This is a genomic window from Bacillus sp. Marseille-Q1617 (genome assembly GCF_903645295.1).
In the GTDB taxonomy this organism is placed as follows: Bacteria; Bacillota; Bacilli; order Bacillales; family Bacillaceae_B; genus Rossellomorea.
On sequence record NZ_CAHJXM010000002.1, the window covers coordinates 1,012,046 to 1,031,586 of the forward strand.

At 42.8% G+C, this 19,541-nt stretch carries 13 protein-coding genes; 11 read left to right on the forward strand and 2 right to left on the reverse strand.

What is annotated here, in order from left to right; all coding sequences use genetic code 11:
• Positions 1–7 precede the first annotated feature (7 nt).
• From HWX64_RS16490 to HWX64_RS16540, 11 genes are all read left to right on the forward strand, one after another.
• Positions 8–2,086 carry a BglG family transcription antiterminator gene (locus HWX64_RS16490; protein ID WP_175990579.1) on the forward strand — a complete coding sequence of 693 codons (2,079 nt, stop codon included), beginning with the start codon at positions 8–10 and terminating at the stop codon, positions 2,084–2,086.
• Positions 2,083–3,231, forward strand: a complete 1,149-nt coding sequence (locus tag HWX64_RS16495) for a mannitol-1-phosphate 5-dehydrogenase (RefSeq protein ID WP_175990580.1) — start codon at positions 2,083–2,085, stop codon at positions 3,229–3,231. Before HWX64_RS16490 ends, HWX64_RS16495 begins: the two co-directional genes overlap by 4 nt.
• A 133-nt stretch (positions 3,232–3,364) precedes the next feature.
• Positions 3,365–4,369: a phosphotransferase family protein gene (locus tag HWX64_RS16500; RefSeq protein WP_175990581.1), complete on the forward strand. Its 1,005-nt coding sequence runs from the start codon at positions 3,365–3,367 to the stop codon at positions 4,367–4,369.
• Between the two features lie 1,262 nt (positions 4,370–5,631).
• Entirely contained in the window at positions 5,632–7,503 is a 1,872-nt protein-coding gene (gene glgB, locus HWX64_RS16505) for a 1,4-alpha-glucan branching enzyme (protein WP_175990772.1), read from the forward strand.
• A gap of 1 nt (position 7,504) precedes the next feature.
• On the forward strand, positions 7,505–8,662 hold the full coding sequence (locus tag HWX64_RS16510) for a glucose-1-phosphate adenylyltransferase (RefSeq protein WP_175990582.1): 1,158 nt from the start codon (positions 7,505–7,507) through the stop codon (positions 8,660–8,662).
• Between the two features lie 37 nt (positions 8,663–8,699).
• Complete coding sequence (locus HWX64_RS16515; RefSeq protein WP_175990583.1) at positions 8,700–9,728, forward strand: sugar phosphate nucleotidyltransferase; 1,029 nt, start codon at positions 8,700–8,702, stop codon at positions 9,726–9,728.
• A complete protein-coding gene (glgA, locus tag HWX64_RS16520) occupies positions 9,725–11,170 on the forward strand; it encodes a glycogen synthase GlgA (protein ID WP_175990584.1) in 1,446 nt (481 codons plus the stop codon). The genes HWX64_RS16515 and glgA overlap by 4 nt, the downstream gene beginning before the upstream one ends.
• The gene (locus HWX64_RS16525; protein WP_175990585.1) at positions 11,160–13,565 is read left to right on the forward strand and encodes a glycogen/starch/alpha-glucan phosphorylase; all 2,406 of its coding nucleotides are present in this window, start codon (positions 11,160–11,162) and stop codon (positions 13,563–13,565) included. The genes glgA and HWX64_RS16525 overlap by 11 nt, the downstream gene beginning before the upstream one ends.
• Before the next feature lie 420 nt (positions 13,566–13,985).
• Entirely contained in the window at positions 13,986–15,380 is a 1,395-nt protein-coding gene (locus tag HWX64_RS16530) for a glycosyltransferase family 2 protein (RefSeq protein WP_175990586.1), read from the forward strand.
• Positions 15,381–15,423: 43 nt separating this feature from the next.
• The gene (locus tag HWX64_RS16535) at positions 15,424–16,860 is read left to right on the forward strand and encodes a DUF1510 family protein (RefSeq protein ID WP_175990587.1); all 1,437 of its coding nucleotides are present in this window, start codon (positions 15,424–15,426) and stop codon (positions 16,858–16,860) included.
• Between the two features lie 76 nt (positions 16,861–16,936).
• Positions 16,937–17,116 (forward strand): LPXTG cell wall anchor domain-containing protein, encoded by a 180-nt coding sequence (locus HWX64_RS16540; RefSeq protein ID WP_175990588.1) that lies wholly within the window; start codon positions 16,937–16,939, stop codon positions 17,114–17,116.
• Positions 17,117–17,224: 108 nt separating this feature from the next.
• Here HWX64_RS16540 and HWX64_RS16545 read toward each other — a convergent pair whose 3' ends face one another.
• The gene (locus HWX64_RS16545; protein ID WP_368495597.1) at positions 17,225–17,989 is read right to left on the reverse strand and encodes a TraR/DksA C4-type zinc finger protein; all 765 of its coding nucleotides are present in this window, start codon (positions 17,987–17,989) and stop codon (positions 17,225–17,227) included.
• Between the two features lie 507 nt (positions 17,990–18,496).
• A complete protein-coding gene (locus tag HWX64_RS16550; RefSeq protein ID WP_175990590.1) occupies positions 18,497–19,420 on the reverse strand; it encodes a 1,4-dihydroxy-2-naphthoate polyprenyltransferase in 924 nt (307 codons plus the stop codon).
• Between the last annotated feature and the right edge of the window lie 121 nt (positions 19,421–19,541).

The following is a 19,541-nucleotide window of genomic DNA, read 5'->3' on the forward strand; positions in this document are numbered from 1 at the left end:
GGAGAACATGTTCATTACCTCAAGGGAAAAATCGATTATAGAATTGATTGTAAAAACATCGGGTAAGCATACCGTTCACTCTCTCTCTGCTTTTATGAATGTCAGCGGCCGGACGATCCAACGGAATCTAAAATCCATCGAAGCCATTTTGAAACAGTATCATCTGGAGCTGAAGCGGACGCCGAGTGATGGATTATTCATTGACGGAAAGAACGAGCATATCTACAGGCTGATTCAAGGGTTGGCAGAAGCAAGCCCTACAGATGAAACACCTGAAGAACGAAAGCTGCAATTATTGATCACCCTGCTGCATGATGGACCTTCTTTCAAAAAGCAGGTCCTTGCCAATCAGCTGGGAATCAGTGTCACCACATTAAGCGCCTATCTTGACGAACTGGCAGATTGGCTGAATAAATTCAGCATCACGCTCACCAGGAAGAGAGGGGTGGGTGTAGAGATGATTGCGAATGAAGCCAGTAAGCGGCATGCTCTTGCAAGCTTCTTTCTCGTTTATTTTTATGAAGATATCATTGAAAGCTTGTATTTAATGCAAAAAGGTCATGCATTCAATGAACCGGTTCTTGGATATTTCCAGCCGGATCATCTGAAGGCTGTCTATCAGACGATTGACAGGCACTTATCCAATGAACAGCTGAGCCTTGTAGACAACGATTATATCGGCCTGGTCGTACATGTCTGCCTGAGCATTCAGCGGACGCAGAATGACTGCGTCATAACCGAAATGAACCAAGTGGAAAGCCATTACTCCAGTGAATACAATTTGATGATGGAGATTGCCGGAGAGCTGGAGGAGGTCCTTTCAATACGGATCACCGAATCGGATATCAACTTTTTGACGCTCATATTAAAAGGCTCCAAGGTACAAGAAACGGATGCTGCTTATTATGACAGTATTTTTCTAGGGCATCTGATTAAAAAAGTTGTCAAGGATGTTTCCACCAACCTGAATGTTGATTTAACTGACGACTTTTCACTGTTTCAGGGTCTCCTGGCCCATATGGGACCATCGATTTTCAGGCTGAAGCAGCAGATGGAATTATTCAATCCGCTGACGGAGGAAATCAAGGAAAAATATCCGGTCCTGTTTTTGGCGGTCAAAAACAGCCTTGAAAACCAATTTACGGATATACATTTCCCAGATGCCGAGGTTGCGTATATCGTCCTGCATTTCGGCTCTGCGCTTCTGATGAATGAGGAAAAGGTCAAAATCGACGCCGTCGTGGTCTGTCCAACCGGCATCGGGGCATCAAAGATGCTCGCAAGCCGCATTCAAAAAGAATTGAAGATGATTCATTCTGTGGATATCTTATCGATTGCAGATTTCCGGACTGCGAACCTGGGTGATTATGACCTCGTGGTTTCTACGGTAAGGCTTCCATTTACCGAGGTTGATTATCTTTTGGTCAATCCGTTGTTAAGCGAAAAGGACATCGGATTCATTCAGGATTATCTCCAAAAAAACATCGAAAAAATCACGCGAAAAAAATATATGAAGCCATCTCCACGGGAAGAGGATAACACACGACCTACAGAAATCAGAGGTTTACTGAAGGAAATAAAAGATGTTCATTCGAGCATCCAATCCATCCTCGATCATTTCCGTGTCTACCGGATGTCCTCTGTAGAGAGTCATCACGCTGTATTACATGAGATGGTGGGAAATGCTGAAAAGGATGATCTGGTGACGAATCCCCGATCCGTGTTGAATCAACTTGTTGAAAGGGAGAAAAAAGGCGGCCTCGGGATCCCGAACACCAATATGGGCCTTTTCCATTGCCGAGATAAAAACGTCATGATGCTGCTTTTCCAGATTGCCCATTTAGATCAACCGTGCATCATCAAGGGAATGGATGGGGCGGATCTTGAGATGAAAAGCCTCCTGCTGATGGTCGCTCCAGAGAATTTAAGCAAAAGAGAGCAGGAAATCCTTAGTATCATCAGTACGAGTCTTATTGAAGATCATAGATCGATGATGATTTACTCGTCCGCTAATGAAAACATGATTTATAAAAAGCTGGAAAATCTTTTTCTCGATTACCTACAAAATAACTTGATAAAGGAATGATGAAAGTGAAACGAACCGTTCATTTTGGTGCAGGAAATATTGGCAGAGGTTTTATCGGAGCATTATTTTCAAAATCTGGCTATCATGTCACTTTTGTCGACATTGCTGAAGGAATCATCGATAAACTGAATGAGGAAGGAACCTACCAGGTTAAATTAGCAACAGAAAAGAATGAAACCGAAACGATTTCCAATGTTTCCGGCCTTAATAATCTCCATCAGGAAAAGGAAGTGATTGAGGAGATCGAACAAGCAACTTATCTCACGACAGCCATCGGTCCGAATATCCTTCCCAGGATTGCACCGCTGATTTCGAAAGGTATTGAAAAGCGTGTCCTATCATCGGATGAACCTCTTTATATTATTGCATGTGAGAATCAAATCGGGGCGACGGATATTTTAAAGGGACACATCCTGGAGCAGTTACCTGAAGATGTGAAGTCCAAATTGGAAGGGAAGGTCCATTTCTTCAATTCAGCTGTTGACCGCATCGTACCGATTCAGGGGCAGGATTCCTTGGATGTCCTCGTTGAACCATACTATGAGTGGGTAGTGGAGGCGAAGGAAACAATCCCTCCAGTTACCGGCATGACAATTGTCAGCGATCTTGCACCATTCATTGAACGAAAGCTGTTTACGGTAAACACTGGTCATGCTGTAATAGCTTATCTCGGTTACTTGAAAGGAAAAACAACAATCGATGAAACATTGGCAGACGAAAGCATTGCTGATCAGGTGAAGGAGACGCTGAAAGAAACCGGGGCTTACCTGGTGAAGCAATACGGCCTGGATGAAAGTGAGCATCTCTCATATATCGAGAAAAACATCGAGCGATTCAAGAATGCTTACTTGAAGGACGGGGTCACTAGAGTCGGGCGCGCACCAATGCGTAAACTAGGTCCGGATGACAGACTGGTACGCCCGACTACAGAAGCTCAAAAAGCCGGCTTATCATATACTAATCTTGCTAAAGCCATTGCAGCGGCCTTATTATTTGACCATCCAGAGGATCCGGAAGCAGTCAAAATTCAGAAAATGATTAAGGAAAACGACGTTCCATACGTGCTCAAAGAAGTAAGCGGGCTGGACGAAACGAACCCGATCACATTAGAAGTGATTCGTCAGTATGAAGAATTAAAGGCGTAACCTGCAAAAAGGAGAGTGGAGACACTCTTCTTTTCTTATTTCTAATAGGAGAATGTTAAAATTAATAAAGCAGTTAACATGAAGATGGATCATTAAGAACTGGAGCGAGTTGAAAATAACAGGGGTGATGTTGATGAAAGCTGGATGGGAGCGTTCAAATGAGTGGATCATGCCCGACTTAGACGAAGTCAGGAATATGCTGAAGCCTTATTTTAAAGATAGGTTTGTGAAGGAAATTGAGCGTTTAGACGGAGGGCTCAACAATTCAAATATCAAAATCAAAACCAATTTAAATGAGTATTTTGTTTTGCGGATTTATAATAAGCGCAGCAACAACATGAAGATTGAAACTGAAATAGCCAGGCTTTTACAAGGAAGAGTGCCTGTACCTCAAACTGTGTACGCTGACTCCAGCTGCTCTGTTTTTAAATACCCTTTTTTACTTATGAATTGGATGGAGGGAGAGCAGTTTTCTGAAATGATATACAGGAAAAATCATAAGGATATAAGGAAAGCAGCACATGCAGCGGGAGCGGCTTTAGCCGACATACATAAAATTAGGTTTCCCGATTCGGGTTTCTTCGATGATGAGTTGAACATAAAAGAGCATGTTGAAATCAATGCAAGCACGTTCATTGGGTTTATTTTAGAAATGGTTGAAAAAGGATTTGTCAGCAAATATTTGGGAAAAACATTATGCAGCAGTGTGGTGAAGTTTGTGCAGGAACATGTTTACCTTATGGACGATCCAGGAGTGCAGAATTCATTGGTACACAGTGATTTTAACCCTTTGAATGTCCTGGTTGAAGAAAAAGGCGGTGGTGTGAAGATTACGATTTTAGATTGGGAATACGCTTTTAGCGGTTCGCCTTTAATGGATATTGGAAATATGCTTCGATATGAGGGAACAACCGCCCCAGGCATGTTAAAGCCCTTCATTCAGAGTTATCTAGAGAATGGCGGCGGCTTGCCGGAAAACTGGCTGCAAAAAGCAAAGCTATTGGATCTGATTGCACTGCTCGATTTGTTAAATAAGGAAAAATGCGGTGAAGTAAGAGTTAAAGATATAAAGGGATTGATAATGAAAATGATGGATGAATGGGAGGGGTATGAGGCTGTCCAGAGAGCGTTTGAGTAAGTTTACCGTTGTGAAATACAAAATATAAATTAACATTGCTTTTCGTATAATAATACGCACCAAAATTAATAAGCAATTTGGCAAGGGGATTAGAAAAGAAAAATGTTTGGAGACATATGCTCTAAGCATTTTTTTATCACAAGATAAGCACTAGTTAGTGATTTTTGGATATAAAATAAATTTCATAAAATAAGCTGCCAAAATAAGGGGAGAAATTCCTCTTATTGAGGAAATGGCACGAAATATAAATTAAATAAAGGGAAACATTCCCCCTATTTACTCAAAAGCATGTAAATAGACTTATTTTACTTTGCCTTAACGGGAAAAACTCCCCTTATATCCCCCGAACCTAGCCCTATTCTGCAGTATAACGGGAAAAACTCCCCTTATTAAAACAATCAGAGGTTCCACACAATTAAGGATGAAAAAAATGTCTGCTTCATTTAACTGCTTCTCAAAAATCAACACCCACCGCCTGCTAGTTAAATATCATTTGTAGCAAACCAATTGCTATAACAATTAGAATGCAAATTATCATGCTGACAAAACGTATGACAAGAGGGTTAAAAAGAGTTCGAAATTCAGGGCGGATTTACCGTTTGTTTTTATTTCCCCCTAAATATATATCAACAAAAAAGAAGCAGTCTGTTTCAGTGGCGAATAGGACTGCTAATTGGTGTGCTAATTTAGTTTTTGTATTCGAAATCCGAACCCGTTAGATACCAATCTGGGCTTTTTTTCGGCCTTATCGTTTAGCAAAACCCTTCTATGACTTCCTTGTCCATGCCGCGGGTTTATCCTGCAGGCTCATCAGAATATGTAATGTAAGGAATGGACTTCAGCCATTTTTTCAGAGCTGATCCCTCTCCCAACTATTGTATTCAATGCCCGTTCCTTCATCGCTAAAGTGATGAGTGGCGAATGTTTATTTTACCATATTTATCCTTAAGTTGATGTGTGAGCCATCCAAGTTTCAACTTCTCCCTTATTAAAACAGGTAGTACTATACACCTGAATTCCCTACAAAATACCGGAATCCTTTTATATTCTTCATTTTTTTCCTCTTTTTTGATCGAAAAAACTTTCGACAAGATTCTGCATTTTCTTTACATGTAACCCTTATCATTTTCCTTAATATTACAATGCAACCGCTTTCCTAATTGTTGGTGTAGGATTATGTCGTAATAGAGCGATGTTTTTAAAAAGGAATTTTTCATAAGTAGCAGAAAGTAGTTAATAGATTGAAAAATGTAGGTGAAGTGATGAACGCAATGATGTTATCTGATTATGATGTTTTTTTATTTCATGAGGGAAGTTTACAGCAAGCGTATCAGTTTATGGGTTCTCATGTGAGGAGTGATTCCCGTGGGACCTATACAGAATTTTGCGTTTGGGCACCGAATGCGAGAAGTGTATCCCTGGTCGGTTCATTCAATGAGTGGAATGGTTCCGGGTATGAACTCGAAAAATGGAACCGGGAAGGCCTGTGGGTCATCCGGGTGGACCGTGACTTAACGGGTGAAACGTATAAATATGAAGTCACGGCACTATCGGGAGAGTGGAAGCTTAAGGCGGATCCGTATGGTTTTGCATCAGAGAAGCGGCCGCAGACAGCAAGCATCGTGTATGAATTGGAAGGGTTCAAGTGGAGTGATGAAGAATGGCTCGAGGATAGGTCTGGTTCGACAGTATACGATAAACCTTTATTCATTTATGAAGTCCATCTGGGGACGTGGAGAAAGAAGAAAGGAAAGTTTCTTTCTTATACGGAGCTTGCCGGGGAGCTGATTCCATATGTGAAGGAGCATGGCTTTACTCATATTGAGCTGCTGCCGATTACAGAGCATCCTTTTGACCGTTCCTGGGGCTATCAGAGTACAGGGTATTATGCACCGACAAGCAGGTATGGCGAACCTCATGACTTGATGAACTTTATCAATGAATGCCACAGACACGAAATAGGGGTCATCCTGGACTGGGTTCCGGGACATTTCTGTAAAGATGCCCACGGATTGTATCAGTTCGATGGATCTTTTGCCTATGAGTACGGGGAAGAACGTGACCGCGAGAACTATACATGGGGGACGGCGAATTTCGACTTGGGGAAAGGCGAAGTAAGGAGCTTTTTGATTTCCAATGCCCGTTTCTGGATGGAATATTATCATATTGATGGGTTTCGGATTGATGCAGTGGCCAATATCATTTACTGGGCCAATCAGGGGCAGCAGTCGCCCAACCAGGGTGCGATCGATTTTTTGAAAAAGCTGAATCAGGCGGTATTCGACTATGACCCTTCGATTCTGATGATTGCGGAGGATTCGACAGACTGGCCGCAGGTGACTTCCCCGGTTCATTATGGAGGGCTTGGCTTTAATTATAAATGGAATATGGGATGGATGAATGATGTGCTCGATTATATGGAGACGCCTCATACTGAACGGAAAGGTGTTCACTCTTTGATGACGTTCTCTCTTCTTTATGCCTTTTCAGAGAATTATGTCCTCCCTTTTTCACATGATGAGGTTGTGCATGGGAAGAAATCGTTATTGAATAAAATGCCGGGGGATTACTGGCAGAAATTTGCACAATACAGGCTTCTTCTTAGTTATATGGTGGCCCATCCTGGTAAAAAACTTCTCTTTATGGGAAGCGAACTGGCTCCGTTTTCGGAGTGGAAGGATCTTGAAGAGTTGGATTGGCATTTATCGAGTTACGAATTTCATCACAAATTCAATTCATATTTCAAAGATCTGCTGCATTTATATAAGGGTGCTGAAGCTTTATATGAGCTGGATCACCAATCCCGGGGCTTTGAATGGATCGATGTGAATAATTCAGCTCAGCAGATTTTTTCTTTTGTAAGAAAAGGAAAGAAAGAGAACGATCATCTGGTGGTGATCTGCAATTTCAGTCCGATTGTCTATCACGGGTATAAGGTCGGTGTCCCTCATGCCGATTCCTATAGAGAGATATGGAATAGTGATGACGGGAAATATGGAGGCTCTAATCAGATTAATCCTGCACCGCTTCCGGTACAACATGAAACCTATCATGGGAAAGAAGGATCAGTGGTCATGACGATTCCTCCATATGGAGCAGTATATTTAAAACCAGAATACGGAAGGGGAGAATAGAATGGGAAAGGGAAGATGTGTGGCCATGTTATTAGCAGGAGGTAAGGGGAGCCGTCTGAGTTCTTTGACGAAAAACTTAGCGAAGCCTGCCGTTCCCTTCGGAGGGAAATACCGCATCATTGATTTTACCTTGAGCAATTGCACGAACTCCGGAATCGATACGGTCGGGGTTCTGACGCAGTATCAGCCGCTTGTTCTGAACTCTTATATCGGAATTGGAAGTGCATGGGACCTGGACCGCAAAAATGGCGGAGTGACGGTTCTCCCTCCATATGCGGAATCATCAGAGATGCGCTGGTACACTGGTACAGCCAGTGCAATCTATCAAAATATGAACTATCTGGAACAATATGACCCGGAGTACGTCTTGATCCTTTCAGGAGATCATATCTACAAGATGGATTATAGTAAAATGCTTGACTATCATATCGAGAAGAAAGCGGACGTGTCCATATCGGTCATTGAAGTGGATTGGGCAGAGGCGAGCCGTTTCGGTTTGATGAATACGAACGAAGAGATGAGGGTCACTGAATTTGAAGAGAAACCGGCGTATCCGAAAAGCAACCTCGCATCCATGGGGATCTATATCTTTAATTGGTCCATTTTAAAGGATTTCCTGGAGATGGATGAACGAAATCCTCATTCAAGTCATGATTTCGGAAAAGATGTGATTCCGCTGCTTCTGGATGAAAAGAAGAAACTGATGGCGTATCCGTTCAAAGGCTATTGGAAGGATGTTGGTACGGTCAAAAGCTTATGGGAAGCGAATATGGATCTTATTGATGAGAACAATGAACTGAATCTGTTTGATCATGAATGGAGGGTGTATTCGGTCAATCCGAACGAACCGCCGCAATATATATCAGAAGATGCATTCGTTGAAGGGTCGCTTGTCAATGAAGGGTGTACGATTGAAGGGACGATCTCAAAGTCGGTGTTATTCCAGGGAACCACGGTGAAAAAAGGGGCCCACGTATCACGCTCGGTCATCATGCCGGATGCGGTGATCGGGGAAAATACCTATATTGAACAGGCGATTGTACCTACGAATGTGAGAGTGCCGAGTGGCGTCTGTATCATGCCGGAAGAAGGGTCTGATGAAGTGATCCTTGTGACGGAAGCATTCATCGAAACATTGCTTGAGCAAGAAGAAGTGTAAGGATCTCTAAAGTACAACTTAAGAGGAGGAAATTGTCGTGAAAAATTCATTGCTTGGAGTTATTGATGCCACTAGTTACTATAAATCTTTAGAGGATTTGCTCTTACATCGGTCATTGGCTGCCCTTCCGATTGGGGGAAGATACCGGTTGATTGATTTCGTGCTTTCCAATATGGTGAATTCCGATATAGGCTCTGTTGCGATTTTCCCTAAGTTTCAGTATCGCTCGTTAATGGACCATCTCGGTTCCGGGAAAAACTGGGATCTGAACCGCAAGCGTGACGGACTGTTCTTCTTCCCTGCCCCGGGACTTGATGCAGTGGATGAGGGAGTGGGATCCTTCAATCATTTCGCACACCACTTGGATTATTTCTACCGCAGCCGTCAGGAATATGCGCTGATCAGCAATTGCTTCACGGTATGCAATATCAATTATCGCCCGGTTCTTGAGCGCCACACGATGATTGGATGCGATATCACGGAGATCCGACATAATGGAAAGTCCCTCGAAATGTATATGGTGAAAACCTCTCTGTTGAGAGATCTGATCGAGACTCGCGAAGACACCGGCTATACATGCATGAAGGATGTAGTGGAAGATCTGGACAGCGGTTATAAAGTATGCGGATATGAACATATTGGGTTCGTGGAAACCGTCGATTGCATTGAAAAGTATTATGAAACCAGTATGAAGCTTTTAAATGTTTCTTCATGGAAGGAATTGTTCAAAAAAGAAATGCCCGTCTACACGAAAGTAAAGGATGAGCCTCCTGCACGTTATACTTCAGGTGCCAGCGTTAAAAACAGCATCATCGCCAATGGGTGTTATATTGAAGGGAAAGTACACAATTCAACCATGTTCAGAGCGGTGAAGGTAGGGAAAAATACAACTATTTCAAACAGTATCATTATGCAAAAGAGTCAAATTGGAGATAACTGTGTACTAGAGAATGTCATCCTGGATAAAGATGTGAGAATCGAGGACGGAGTGAAGCTTACAGGAGATCCCGATAATCCCATTGTCATTCGTAAAGGGATGGTTCAAGGAGCGCTGATGAATTCGTGAAAGTCTTGTTTACTGTTTCTGAATGTGTACCTTTTATTAAATCAGGAGGCTTGGCGGACGTTGCCGGAGCCCTCCCGAAAGAGCTGCGAAGCCTGGGGACGGATATCAGGGTCATTCTCCCGAAGTACGGGGGGATTTCCCATGAATTCAAGGGGGAAATGAAAAAGAGAAAAGAGTTTTTCGTTTCCGTCGGATGGAGAAATCAATATTGCGGGATCGAAGAGCTCCATCACGACGGGGTTACATATTACTTCGTTGATAATGAGTATTACTTCAATCGTGATCGCATGTACGGTTATTTCGATGACGGCGAGCGTTTTTCGTTTTTTACGAGAGCTGTGCTGGATTCCATCGAGGTCCTTGATTTTTATCCTGATGTCATTCATTGCCACGATTGGCATACCGGAATGGTGCCGTTCTTATTACGGACAGAGTATCAGGATAAACCGGGGTACGCGTTTATCCGGAGTGTCTTTACCATCCATAATCTCCAGTTTCAAGGAATTTTCCCTAAGTCTGTCATGACGGATTTACTTGGTGTGCCGGAGCGTTATTTTCACCCAGAGTATCTAGAGTTTTATGACAATATCAATTTCTTGAAGGGTGCGTTGATTTCATCGGACTATATCACAACTGTCAGTCCGACGTATAAAGAGGAAATTTTGACTCCTTATTACGGGGAAAAACTCCATGGGATTTTAAGGCAGCGATATAACCAGCTGCAAGGCATCCTGAATGGTATCGATGATGAGGTGTACAATCCGGAAGAAGCACAATTCCCTTACAGGAGCGGGAGCCTCGAAGGGAAAGTCAGAACGAAACTGGAACTGCAGGAGAAATTGAATCTGGAAGTGAATGAAGATATCCCGGTTGTCTCGATCATTTCCCGCTTGACGGTCCAAAAAGGGCTCGAATTGGTCAGGGGCGTATTTCATGAAATGCTTCAGGAGGACGTTCAATTTGTTTTACTGGGGACGGGTGATTGGGAATTCGAACAGTTTTTCCGGGAGATGGAATCGCAATATCCGGATAAGGTAAGGGTTACGATCGGATTTAATGAAGAATTGGCGAAAGAGATTTACACAGCTTCTGACCTCTTCTTGATGCCTTCGAAATTTGAACCATGCGGACTCGGTCAATTGATTGCTTTACGGTACGGAGCCCTTCCGCTTGTAAGGGAAACGGGGGGGTTGAACGATACGGTTCAATCGTATAACGAGGATACGAAGTCAGGGAACGGATTCTCCTTTAAAAACTTTAATGCGCATGACATGCTTCATACGTATAAACGAGCGCTTGATTTCTACCATAATGATAAGGAAACATGGGAGCATATCGTACAAACTGCCATGAATAAGGATTACAGTTGGGCTCAATCGGCCTTTAAATACAACCAATTATATGCTGACCTTGTATCGAGGAGTGAAAGCCATGTTTTCTGATCACAACGAATTTAAAGAGATGTTCCTTAAGAAACTTGAAATGATGTACGGAAAAACATTTCCGGAGTCCACCTCTCAGGATCAATTCTTCGCATTGGGGCATTTGATCCGGGAATACATCAGCATGAACTGGATTCATACGAACGAGCAGTATCGTTTTAATAAAAAGAAGCAGGTGTATTATTTATCCATTGAATTCCTGCTTGGGCGGCTATTGAGGCAGAACCTGATGAACCTTGGGATCTATGAGGTTGTCGATCAGGGATTGAAGGACCTCGGGATCGATCTTTCAGACATTGAAGAAATCGAACATGATGCGGGGTTAGGGAATGGGGGACTGGGGCGCCTGGCAGCCTGTTTCCTGGATTCTTTAGCCTCTCTTAATTTACCGGGGCATGGGTATGGGATCCGTTATAAACATGGCCTGTTCGAGCAGAAGATCGTAAATGGTTTCCAGATGGAGCTCCCGGAACAGTGGCTTCGGCATGGACACGTATGGGAAGTCAGAAAATCTGATTTGACGGTTGAGGTTCCATTCTGGGGGAAGGTCGAATCATCTACGGAGAATGGTGTGCTGAAGTTCCGCCATGTGGATGCAGAACTCGTTTCTGCTGTCCCTTATGATATGCCGGTCGTCGGACATGAAACCTCGACGGTCAATACCCTGCGTCTTTGGAGCGCGGAGCCTGCAGCTTACAAAGCCGGAAAAGACCTGATGAAATATAAGCGGGAAACGGAAGCGATCACTGAATTCCTGTACCCGGATGACACGCATGATGAAGGGAAGATCCTTCGACTGAAACAGCAGTATTTCCTGGTCTCAGCAAGCATTCGTTCCATCATAGATTCGTATATTTACAGATACGGAGATTTGAGGGATCTTCACGAATATGTGTCGATTCATATCAATGATACCCACCCGGTACTTGCCATTCCTGAACTCATGAGGGTACTGCTGGATGAATACGAATTTGACTGGGAAGAGGCATGGGACATCACCACGAAGACGTTCGCGTATACCAATCATACGACACTTTCTGAAGCGCTCGAGAAATGGCCTGTCCGTATTTTCCAGCCGCTGCTTCCGAGGATCTTTATGATTGTTAATGAAATCAACGAGCGCTTCTGCCGCGAGTTATGGAAAGAATACCCGGGTGAGTGGAAGCGGATCGAGGACATGGCAATCATTTCACACGGAGAGGTGAAGATGGCTCACTTGGCCATTGTGGGCAGCTTCAGCGTCAACGGTGTGGCGAAGATTCATACAGAAATCCTGAAGCAAAGGGAAATGAACTTATTTTATCAATATTATCCTGATAAATTTAACAGTAAAACAAATGGAATCACGCACAGAAGATGGCTGATGAACAGTAACCCTCCTTTATCGAAGCTGATCACCTCGGCGATAGGGGACGATTGGATCCATCAACCTGTAAAGCTTAAGGATCTTGAGAAGTATAAGAGCGATGCTTCCTTCCTCCAGGACCTTTATAAAGTGAAGCAGATGAATAAGGAGAGGCTTGCGCGCCGAATTCTTGAAAATAACGGAATGAAGGTCGATCCCCATTCCATCTTTGATATTCAGGTCAAAAGGCTGCATGCATATAAGCGGCAGCTGTTGAATGTGCTTCATATCCTGCATCTCTATAACCGCTGTCTGGAGGATCCGCATTTTGATTTCCACCCGCGGACATTCATTTTTGGGGCCAAGGCTTCCCCGGGCTATTTTTATGCAAAGAAAATCATTAAGCTTATTCATTCGGTAGCGGACCTTGTTAACGATCACCCTGTCGTGAAAGGCCGGATAAAGGTCGTCTTCTTGGAAAATTACCGGGTTTCGCTGGCTGAGGAAATCATCCCTGCCGCTGATTTGTCTCAGCAGATTTCAACCGCAAGCAAGGAAGCATCGGGTACGGGTAATATGAAATTCATGATGAATGGTGCGCTTACGTTAGGGACGCTCGATGGTGCAAATATTGAAATCCTCGAGCAGGTCGGGGAAGACAATATCTTCATCTTCGGCTTGACCGCAGAGGAAGTCATGAATTATCAGAAGCAGGGCGGATATTACGCGATGGAATATTTCCATCACGACCCCCGCATCAAGAAAGTGCTGAATCAGCTTGTTGACGACACGCTGCCGGGTGCGGATGACCACTTTGAAACGATTTATGATTCCCTTTTAGGCGAGAACGATCAATTTTTTGTCCTGCGCGATTTCGATTCCTATGTTCGCATTCAGGAAGAAGCAGGAAAAGCTTATGGCAAGAGGGAAGAATGGTCGAGAATGTGCTTGCACAATATCGCGAATTCCGGCTATTTTTCGAGTGATAGGACGATCGAGGAATATTCGAGGGAGATTTGGAAGATCGTTGAGGGTAGTTTGATGAGGTAAAATGAAATGAAGTTTAAGAGCAATGTTTTTTGTTGAGCAGACAGTAAACTTATAGGTTTATTCTAACGATGTAATGGTCCCGCTTTGAAAACGCAATCAGGAAAACTATTCTGTCATATAAATAGTTTATACCAGTCCCGGCAGGCATATTTTTGAATAAATAGACTGTGTTAGTTCATTCTTTTCATATGGTATGATTTTATTAAATGAATAGTAGCTGTGTCCTCCTTTTATGGAGGACTTTTTTCTTTTTAAGAGAGGTTTCTGTGATAGCTACTTATTATCCTGATTTTTTTCCCATGCCATCGGGCATTCAAGCCCTGAATAATTCAATCGGAAAAAATTGATTTTTAATTCACAAAGAAATCTTGCATTCTAGTTCTATCAATCCTTCGTTCGTTGAAAAAAGGAGTGTACGTATTGGATATATTAATTACCGTGTTTTTTATTCTTAGTGTTACGTTTCCAGTGCTTCATTTATATCATTGCCTGCCCATTTTCCGTGAGGCTGACGAAAGGTCTACACGGAATCCTGCAATTAAGCGGTGGATGATCGAGCATGGGCATGAAGAGGAGCAAGGCTTGAGCATATTAATCCCATGCTACAACGAAACAGGGATTGTGGAAACGTCGGTTAAAAGTATGGCTTCCCTGCCTTATTCGGAAATGGAGGTCATTTATATCAATGACGGATCAACAGATGACACAATGGGCTACCTGGACCGATTGCTTGAATTGGAGGCTTGTTCAATGACTCCGGGCGGTAACCTGACTCACGAAGAAGTGAAGGGGACTTATAGGTCCAGGCTCTACCCTCGCTTCTATGTCGTCGATAAGATGAATGGGGGTAAAGCGGATGCTCTAAATGCTGGTATTGAGTACTCGAATCATGACATAACCATCACCTTGGATGCAGACACGATCTTGGACGAGAGCGCGTTACATGCTGTAAATGATACATTTAAAGACGATCATGTTGTTGCTGCCGGCGGAATGGTCCATGTTCTTCAAACAAAGCCGAATGATTCTTCCAAACGCTTGTCGCTGAGGGATGCAAATATGTTGCTGCGGGTCCAAGTGCTGGATTTCTTGAAAGCATTCTATATTTCAAAGTTGTCGTTGGTCCGTTTTAAAGCATTGGCGGTCATTTCAGGTGCTTTTGGCATTTTTAGAAAACAAGCCCTTCTAGATGTCGGAGGTTACCGTAATACGATAGGGGAAGACATCGATATCACCCTGCGCATTCACAAACTGATAGCAAAAAATAAAAAGTTGCGTATTCGTTTCATCTCGGAGGCAGTGGGTTACACCGAGCTGCCGGAAACATGGGGAGATCTGACAAAGCAGCGTTTACGCTGGCAAAAGGCGTACGTAGATTGCGTCATTCACTTCAGTTCCTTTTTTGGGAAAACCTTATTTTCCAAGGCTGTCTCATTTTTTTATATCTTTGAAGCGTTTCTCGTCGGGACGGTTGCTTCGTACATAATGACAGGGATTGTCATCGTCAATATGATTTACGATCCTCAGAATACGTATTTAAACTATCTGTTTTTTTATATGTTTTGGATTTTCGTGTTTGGAGTAATATACGATCTAGTAGCAATTCGTCAAGGAAAGCGTTATGGATTTTCCTTTTCCCTAAAGGATGGTTTTCGGTTAGCAGGAGCTATTCTTTTTGATATATTCATCTATCGATTTGTCACGATGTATTTTGTCATGTATGGGAGTATTTCGTACTTCTTCAATAAAAAGTGGAACAAGGTTTCAAGGACAGGAAGAAAATATAATGAAGAAGGTACGAAACCTGCAGCATAGGTTGAACTCATGGTGAAAAGCTGAACATGAAGGAGGGAAGGAAATGGGTAAAAAATTACTTCTGATCACGTTAACCTCTACAACGGTTTTTATTCTGGGGGTAGTGAGTCTGACCTTCCAGTTTGTGACTTCAACAGGAGCAAGCATGAACGAAGATTTTGAACAGAACGGAAAATACAAAGAACGCTCGGATGATATCAGCCTGGCCGATGGTGATCCCCTTTCAATCCTTTTGATGGGGGTCGACTCCCGTCCGGGTGAAGAGAGCGGGAGAGCCGATACGATGGTCCTGATGACAATCAATCCTCACTCCAACTCGATCCATATGGTCAGCATACCCAGGGATACGCACATAAGGATTAATGGTGGATTAGATAAAATAAACAGTTCCTATCAAGTCGGAGGGCCCGGGATGACGATTCAGTCTGTCGAAACCCTCCTTGATGTCCCTGTTGATTATTTCATCGAAGTAAATATGAAAGGGTTTGAAGGCATTGTCAATGCATATGGGGGAGTGGAAGTGAACAATGACCTGGAGTTTACGGATAAACATGTACACTTTCCAAAAGGCGAGATTAAACTGGATGGTAAAGAAGCATTGATTTATGCCCGCATGAGAAAGAAGGATCCAAGGGGTGACTTTGGGCGTCAGAAGCGTCAGCGTCAAGTTATTGAAGCTTTGATGCAGAAAGGGGAGAGTATTGCTTCCGTCACGAAATTCCGTGATATTATCAATGTTCTTCAACATAACGTTAAAACGAATATGAACCCACTCGAAATGTGGAATATTCAAGCCAATTATAAGAGTGCAAGAGAAACCATTGAAGCTCACAAGATAGAAGGTAAAGATAAAACATTTAAAGGGACTTATTATTATATGCCGGATAAAAAGAACCTCAACTCTATTTCACTCACGCTGAAAGAACATTTAGAACTGATACCCAATAGTACAGAGGCAGATCAAAGTCGTTCAAGCAAAAAGGAAGATGCTGATAATAAGAAACCTGATAATCAAAAGTCATCTGTTCATAAAAAGGAACGATTCAGAACTGAGCAAGAGACTGAGATAAAAGACCCTGAAACGGAAAGGTCTTCTCAAACAGCCGATCATGGTCCTGATGAAGAAGAGACAGACAAAAACTCAAAGGAAACCGGCGAGCAGCCGAATGTAAAAAGAGTCATCAATAATGACTGGATGCCTATACCTACGAATCAAACAACTCATACAAAGGTGACGTTCGAAGAGGGGTCCCTGGATTGGGAAGAAATGAAAGCCGCAATAGCCAAGGGCGCTGACTTATCAACAAACGATATGATTCTTTGGTGGGTGGAAGGTAAAGGGGTAAATCGAGTCACGGCTACCGTGACGAATAAAGCCCAGACAGATAATTACAGGGTTTATGTAGAGTGGATTGAGGGAAGAGGCTACGCACCTGTAAAGGTGGAAGAACTGTATGAAAATGATCAAAGGCATCACTGATTCAAGCGAAATCTTGTTTGCTCGGTGGTTGATGAATTCATTGACAAAAGACCCAAACAACTAGGAGAATTTTCGAATGAATATCACTACATGGCTGGCAGCGGCCATCATCTTACTATTGTTGATCATCTTTGGATTATTAATTTTATTGAGGAAAAGAAAGAAAATGTATGAAAAACGATTAGGAGAAATTGAAAGAGAAGCCGTGATGAGTTTGGACCGCGTTGAATATAACCTGAAAGGTAATAAAGAGTGAATTTTAGAAGGGAGAAGACAATAGGAGTGGAAAGAATTGATCACGATTTAAGAACATTTCGAAGATAACCTAATAAAATCCCAAGGCTCTAGAGCCTTGGGATTTTATTTAGTCCTTTTTCTTTTTAGAAACATAACCGTCCCCATCTTTATATGGAATATCTCCGATCGGGGATTCCAAATCATTTTCATCGAGCATTTCTTCGTACTCTTCATGCTTCTTGGACGGATAGGTCTTGCGGGTTGAGCCGTCGATATCCGTTGCTGCGAAGCTTTCGTAATCCTCAGTGAATCCTTCAGAGGAGTCATCTCCCTGGTACAGTTCAGAGTAATCTTCGTACTCGCCTTCGAAATCTGATGGCGTTTCAGACGTACCGTAGCGGGCAACCTCTTGGAAGCTGTCTTCGTCATCCCGTACATTGCCGTCCGTGCGGTGCCTGAATTCATTATCGATCGGCGGCTGCAGTACGTCCTCTTCCACCGGCCGGTCTCCTGCTTTGGACTGCTCAGGCGAGTGATCTTTACAATAGAGCGTTGTCGGAATCACTTCAAGGCGTTCATAAGGAATCTCCGTGCCGCACTCTTTACACTTGCCGTACGTCCCATCTTCAATAGCCTTGAGTGCCTGATCTATCTTGTTTAATTCGATTTTTGAATGATCATCAATCGCGAAATCTTTTTCGCGTTCATAAAGCTCTGTACCCATGTCGGCAGGGTGGTTATCGTAAAGAGACAACTCTCCTGAATTATCGCGTTCGTTTGTATGATGAAGACTGTCAAGATCCCGATGCAGATGCTCATTTAATTGAGACTGTTGTTGAAGCAGTTCTTTCTTCAGTGTTTCTTGCTGACTATTCGTAAGCAATCTTCTCACATCCTTCATTTTAACGTCCGGCTTAGTGAAAGCCGGATCAATTTTTAATGGTCTAATCATACTTTATCCGAAAGTAGTCCGATTAAAACATAAAAAAGAGCACTCTGTGATGAAGGTGCTCAAAGTGAAGGGAAGACCTGTATTATTTTGTGAGCGAAAGTTATTAGGTGGATTGTTACCGGATTTTTCTTTTTTTTAGGTGATTTGGTACTCATTTATATGTATTCTTTTCATTTGCCTTCAATTTTGAGATTATGGGCTTGGAACTTTTGGGTAAATCGATTTTAAATGCAGGCTGAATTGATAATTGTGCCACTTTTGGATTTAATGTGCCGGAATCCTGATAATTGTGCTGCTTTCGGAATTATTGTGCCAAAATCCTCATAATTGTTCCGGAATCCCAATAATTGTTCCACTTGTCGAATGTTCTTTAACTCTAATCCGAACACCAAGAACAAAATAAAAAACCGGGCATCAATCCACCCGGTTTTCTAAACTGAACCATTATTAAATGAAATAAGCAAGCAGCAATCCAATCGACAGCAAAAATCCAAAAATGGTATTAGTTTGAGCCGTTGCTTTCATTGCCGGCATCATTTCAAGCGGCTGTGATTTTCCAATAAAGCTTTTCGTAGCTTTCACCGCTTTTGGGATACTAAGATAAGAAACGAAAATCCAAGGAGACATGTCTCCGAATAATACTAATCCTGCAACCCATGCGTACGTTAAGAAAAACATGCTGCCGAGAAGGATGATAGCTCCTTTTTTGCCTAGTAAGATTGCGATGGTTTTACGACCGTTTTCTTTGTCTCCATCCAGGTCGCGAATATTATTTGCAAGTAATATCAGTCCGACCAGAATCGATACCGGAACGGAAATCAGAATGCTCTCAGCAGTGATTGTCTCGGTTTGGATATAGAAGGAGATCAGGATGATGATCAAGCCCATAAACAATCCTGCTACAATTTCACCTAACGGGGTGTAGGCTATCGGCATCGGTCCCCCTGTGTAGAAGTATCCGGCTGCCATGCATAAAAGTCCTATCACTGCCAGCCACCATGTGCTGTTCGCGACGATATAGAATCCTAAAAGCAAGGCAATCCCGTAAAACGAAAAGGCAATATTCATGACCGTTGAAGGCTTTACCCCATTGCGGACAATCGCGCCGCCGATTCCGACGGAGTGTTCCGTATCGAGGCCGCGTTTATAGTCGTAGTATTCATTGAACATATTCGTAGCGGCCTGAATAAGCAAAGATGCCGCAAGCATCGCTAAAAATAATGAAAATTGAATGTCTGTATATTGAAGAGCAAGTACAGTCCCGAGCAGTACCGGAACGAATGCGGCTGTCAAGGTATGGGGTCTAGTGAGCTGCCACCAGATCTTCCACCCTTTATCTGCTTCTATTGTATTTGTCATTCCATGTGCCATTCATCTCTCTCCCTTACATTCAAGGAACTTTTCTGAAAACATTACAATTCCTTTACAGATTAAAGTGTAGGTAATGGAGCGGGGAGTGTCAATCTTTTTTTCAGTACGATGCTTTCCTATT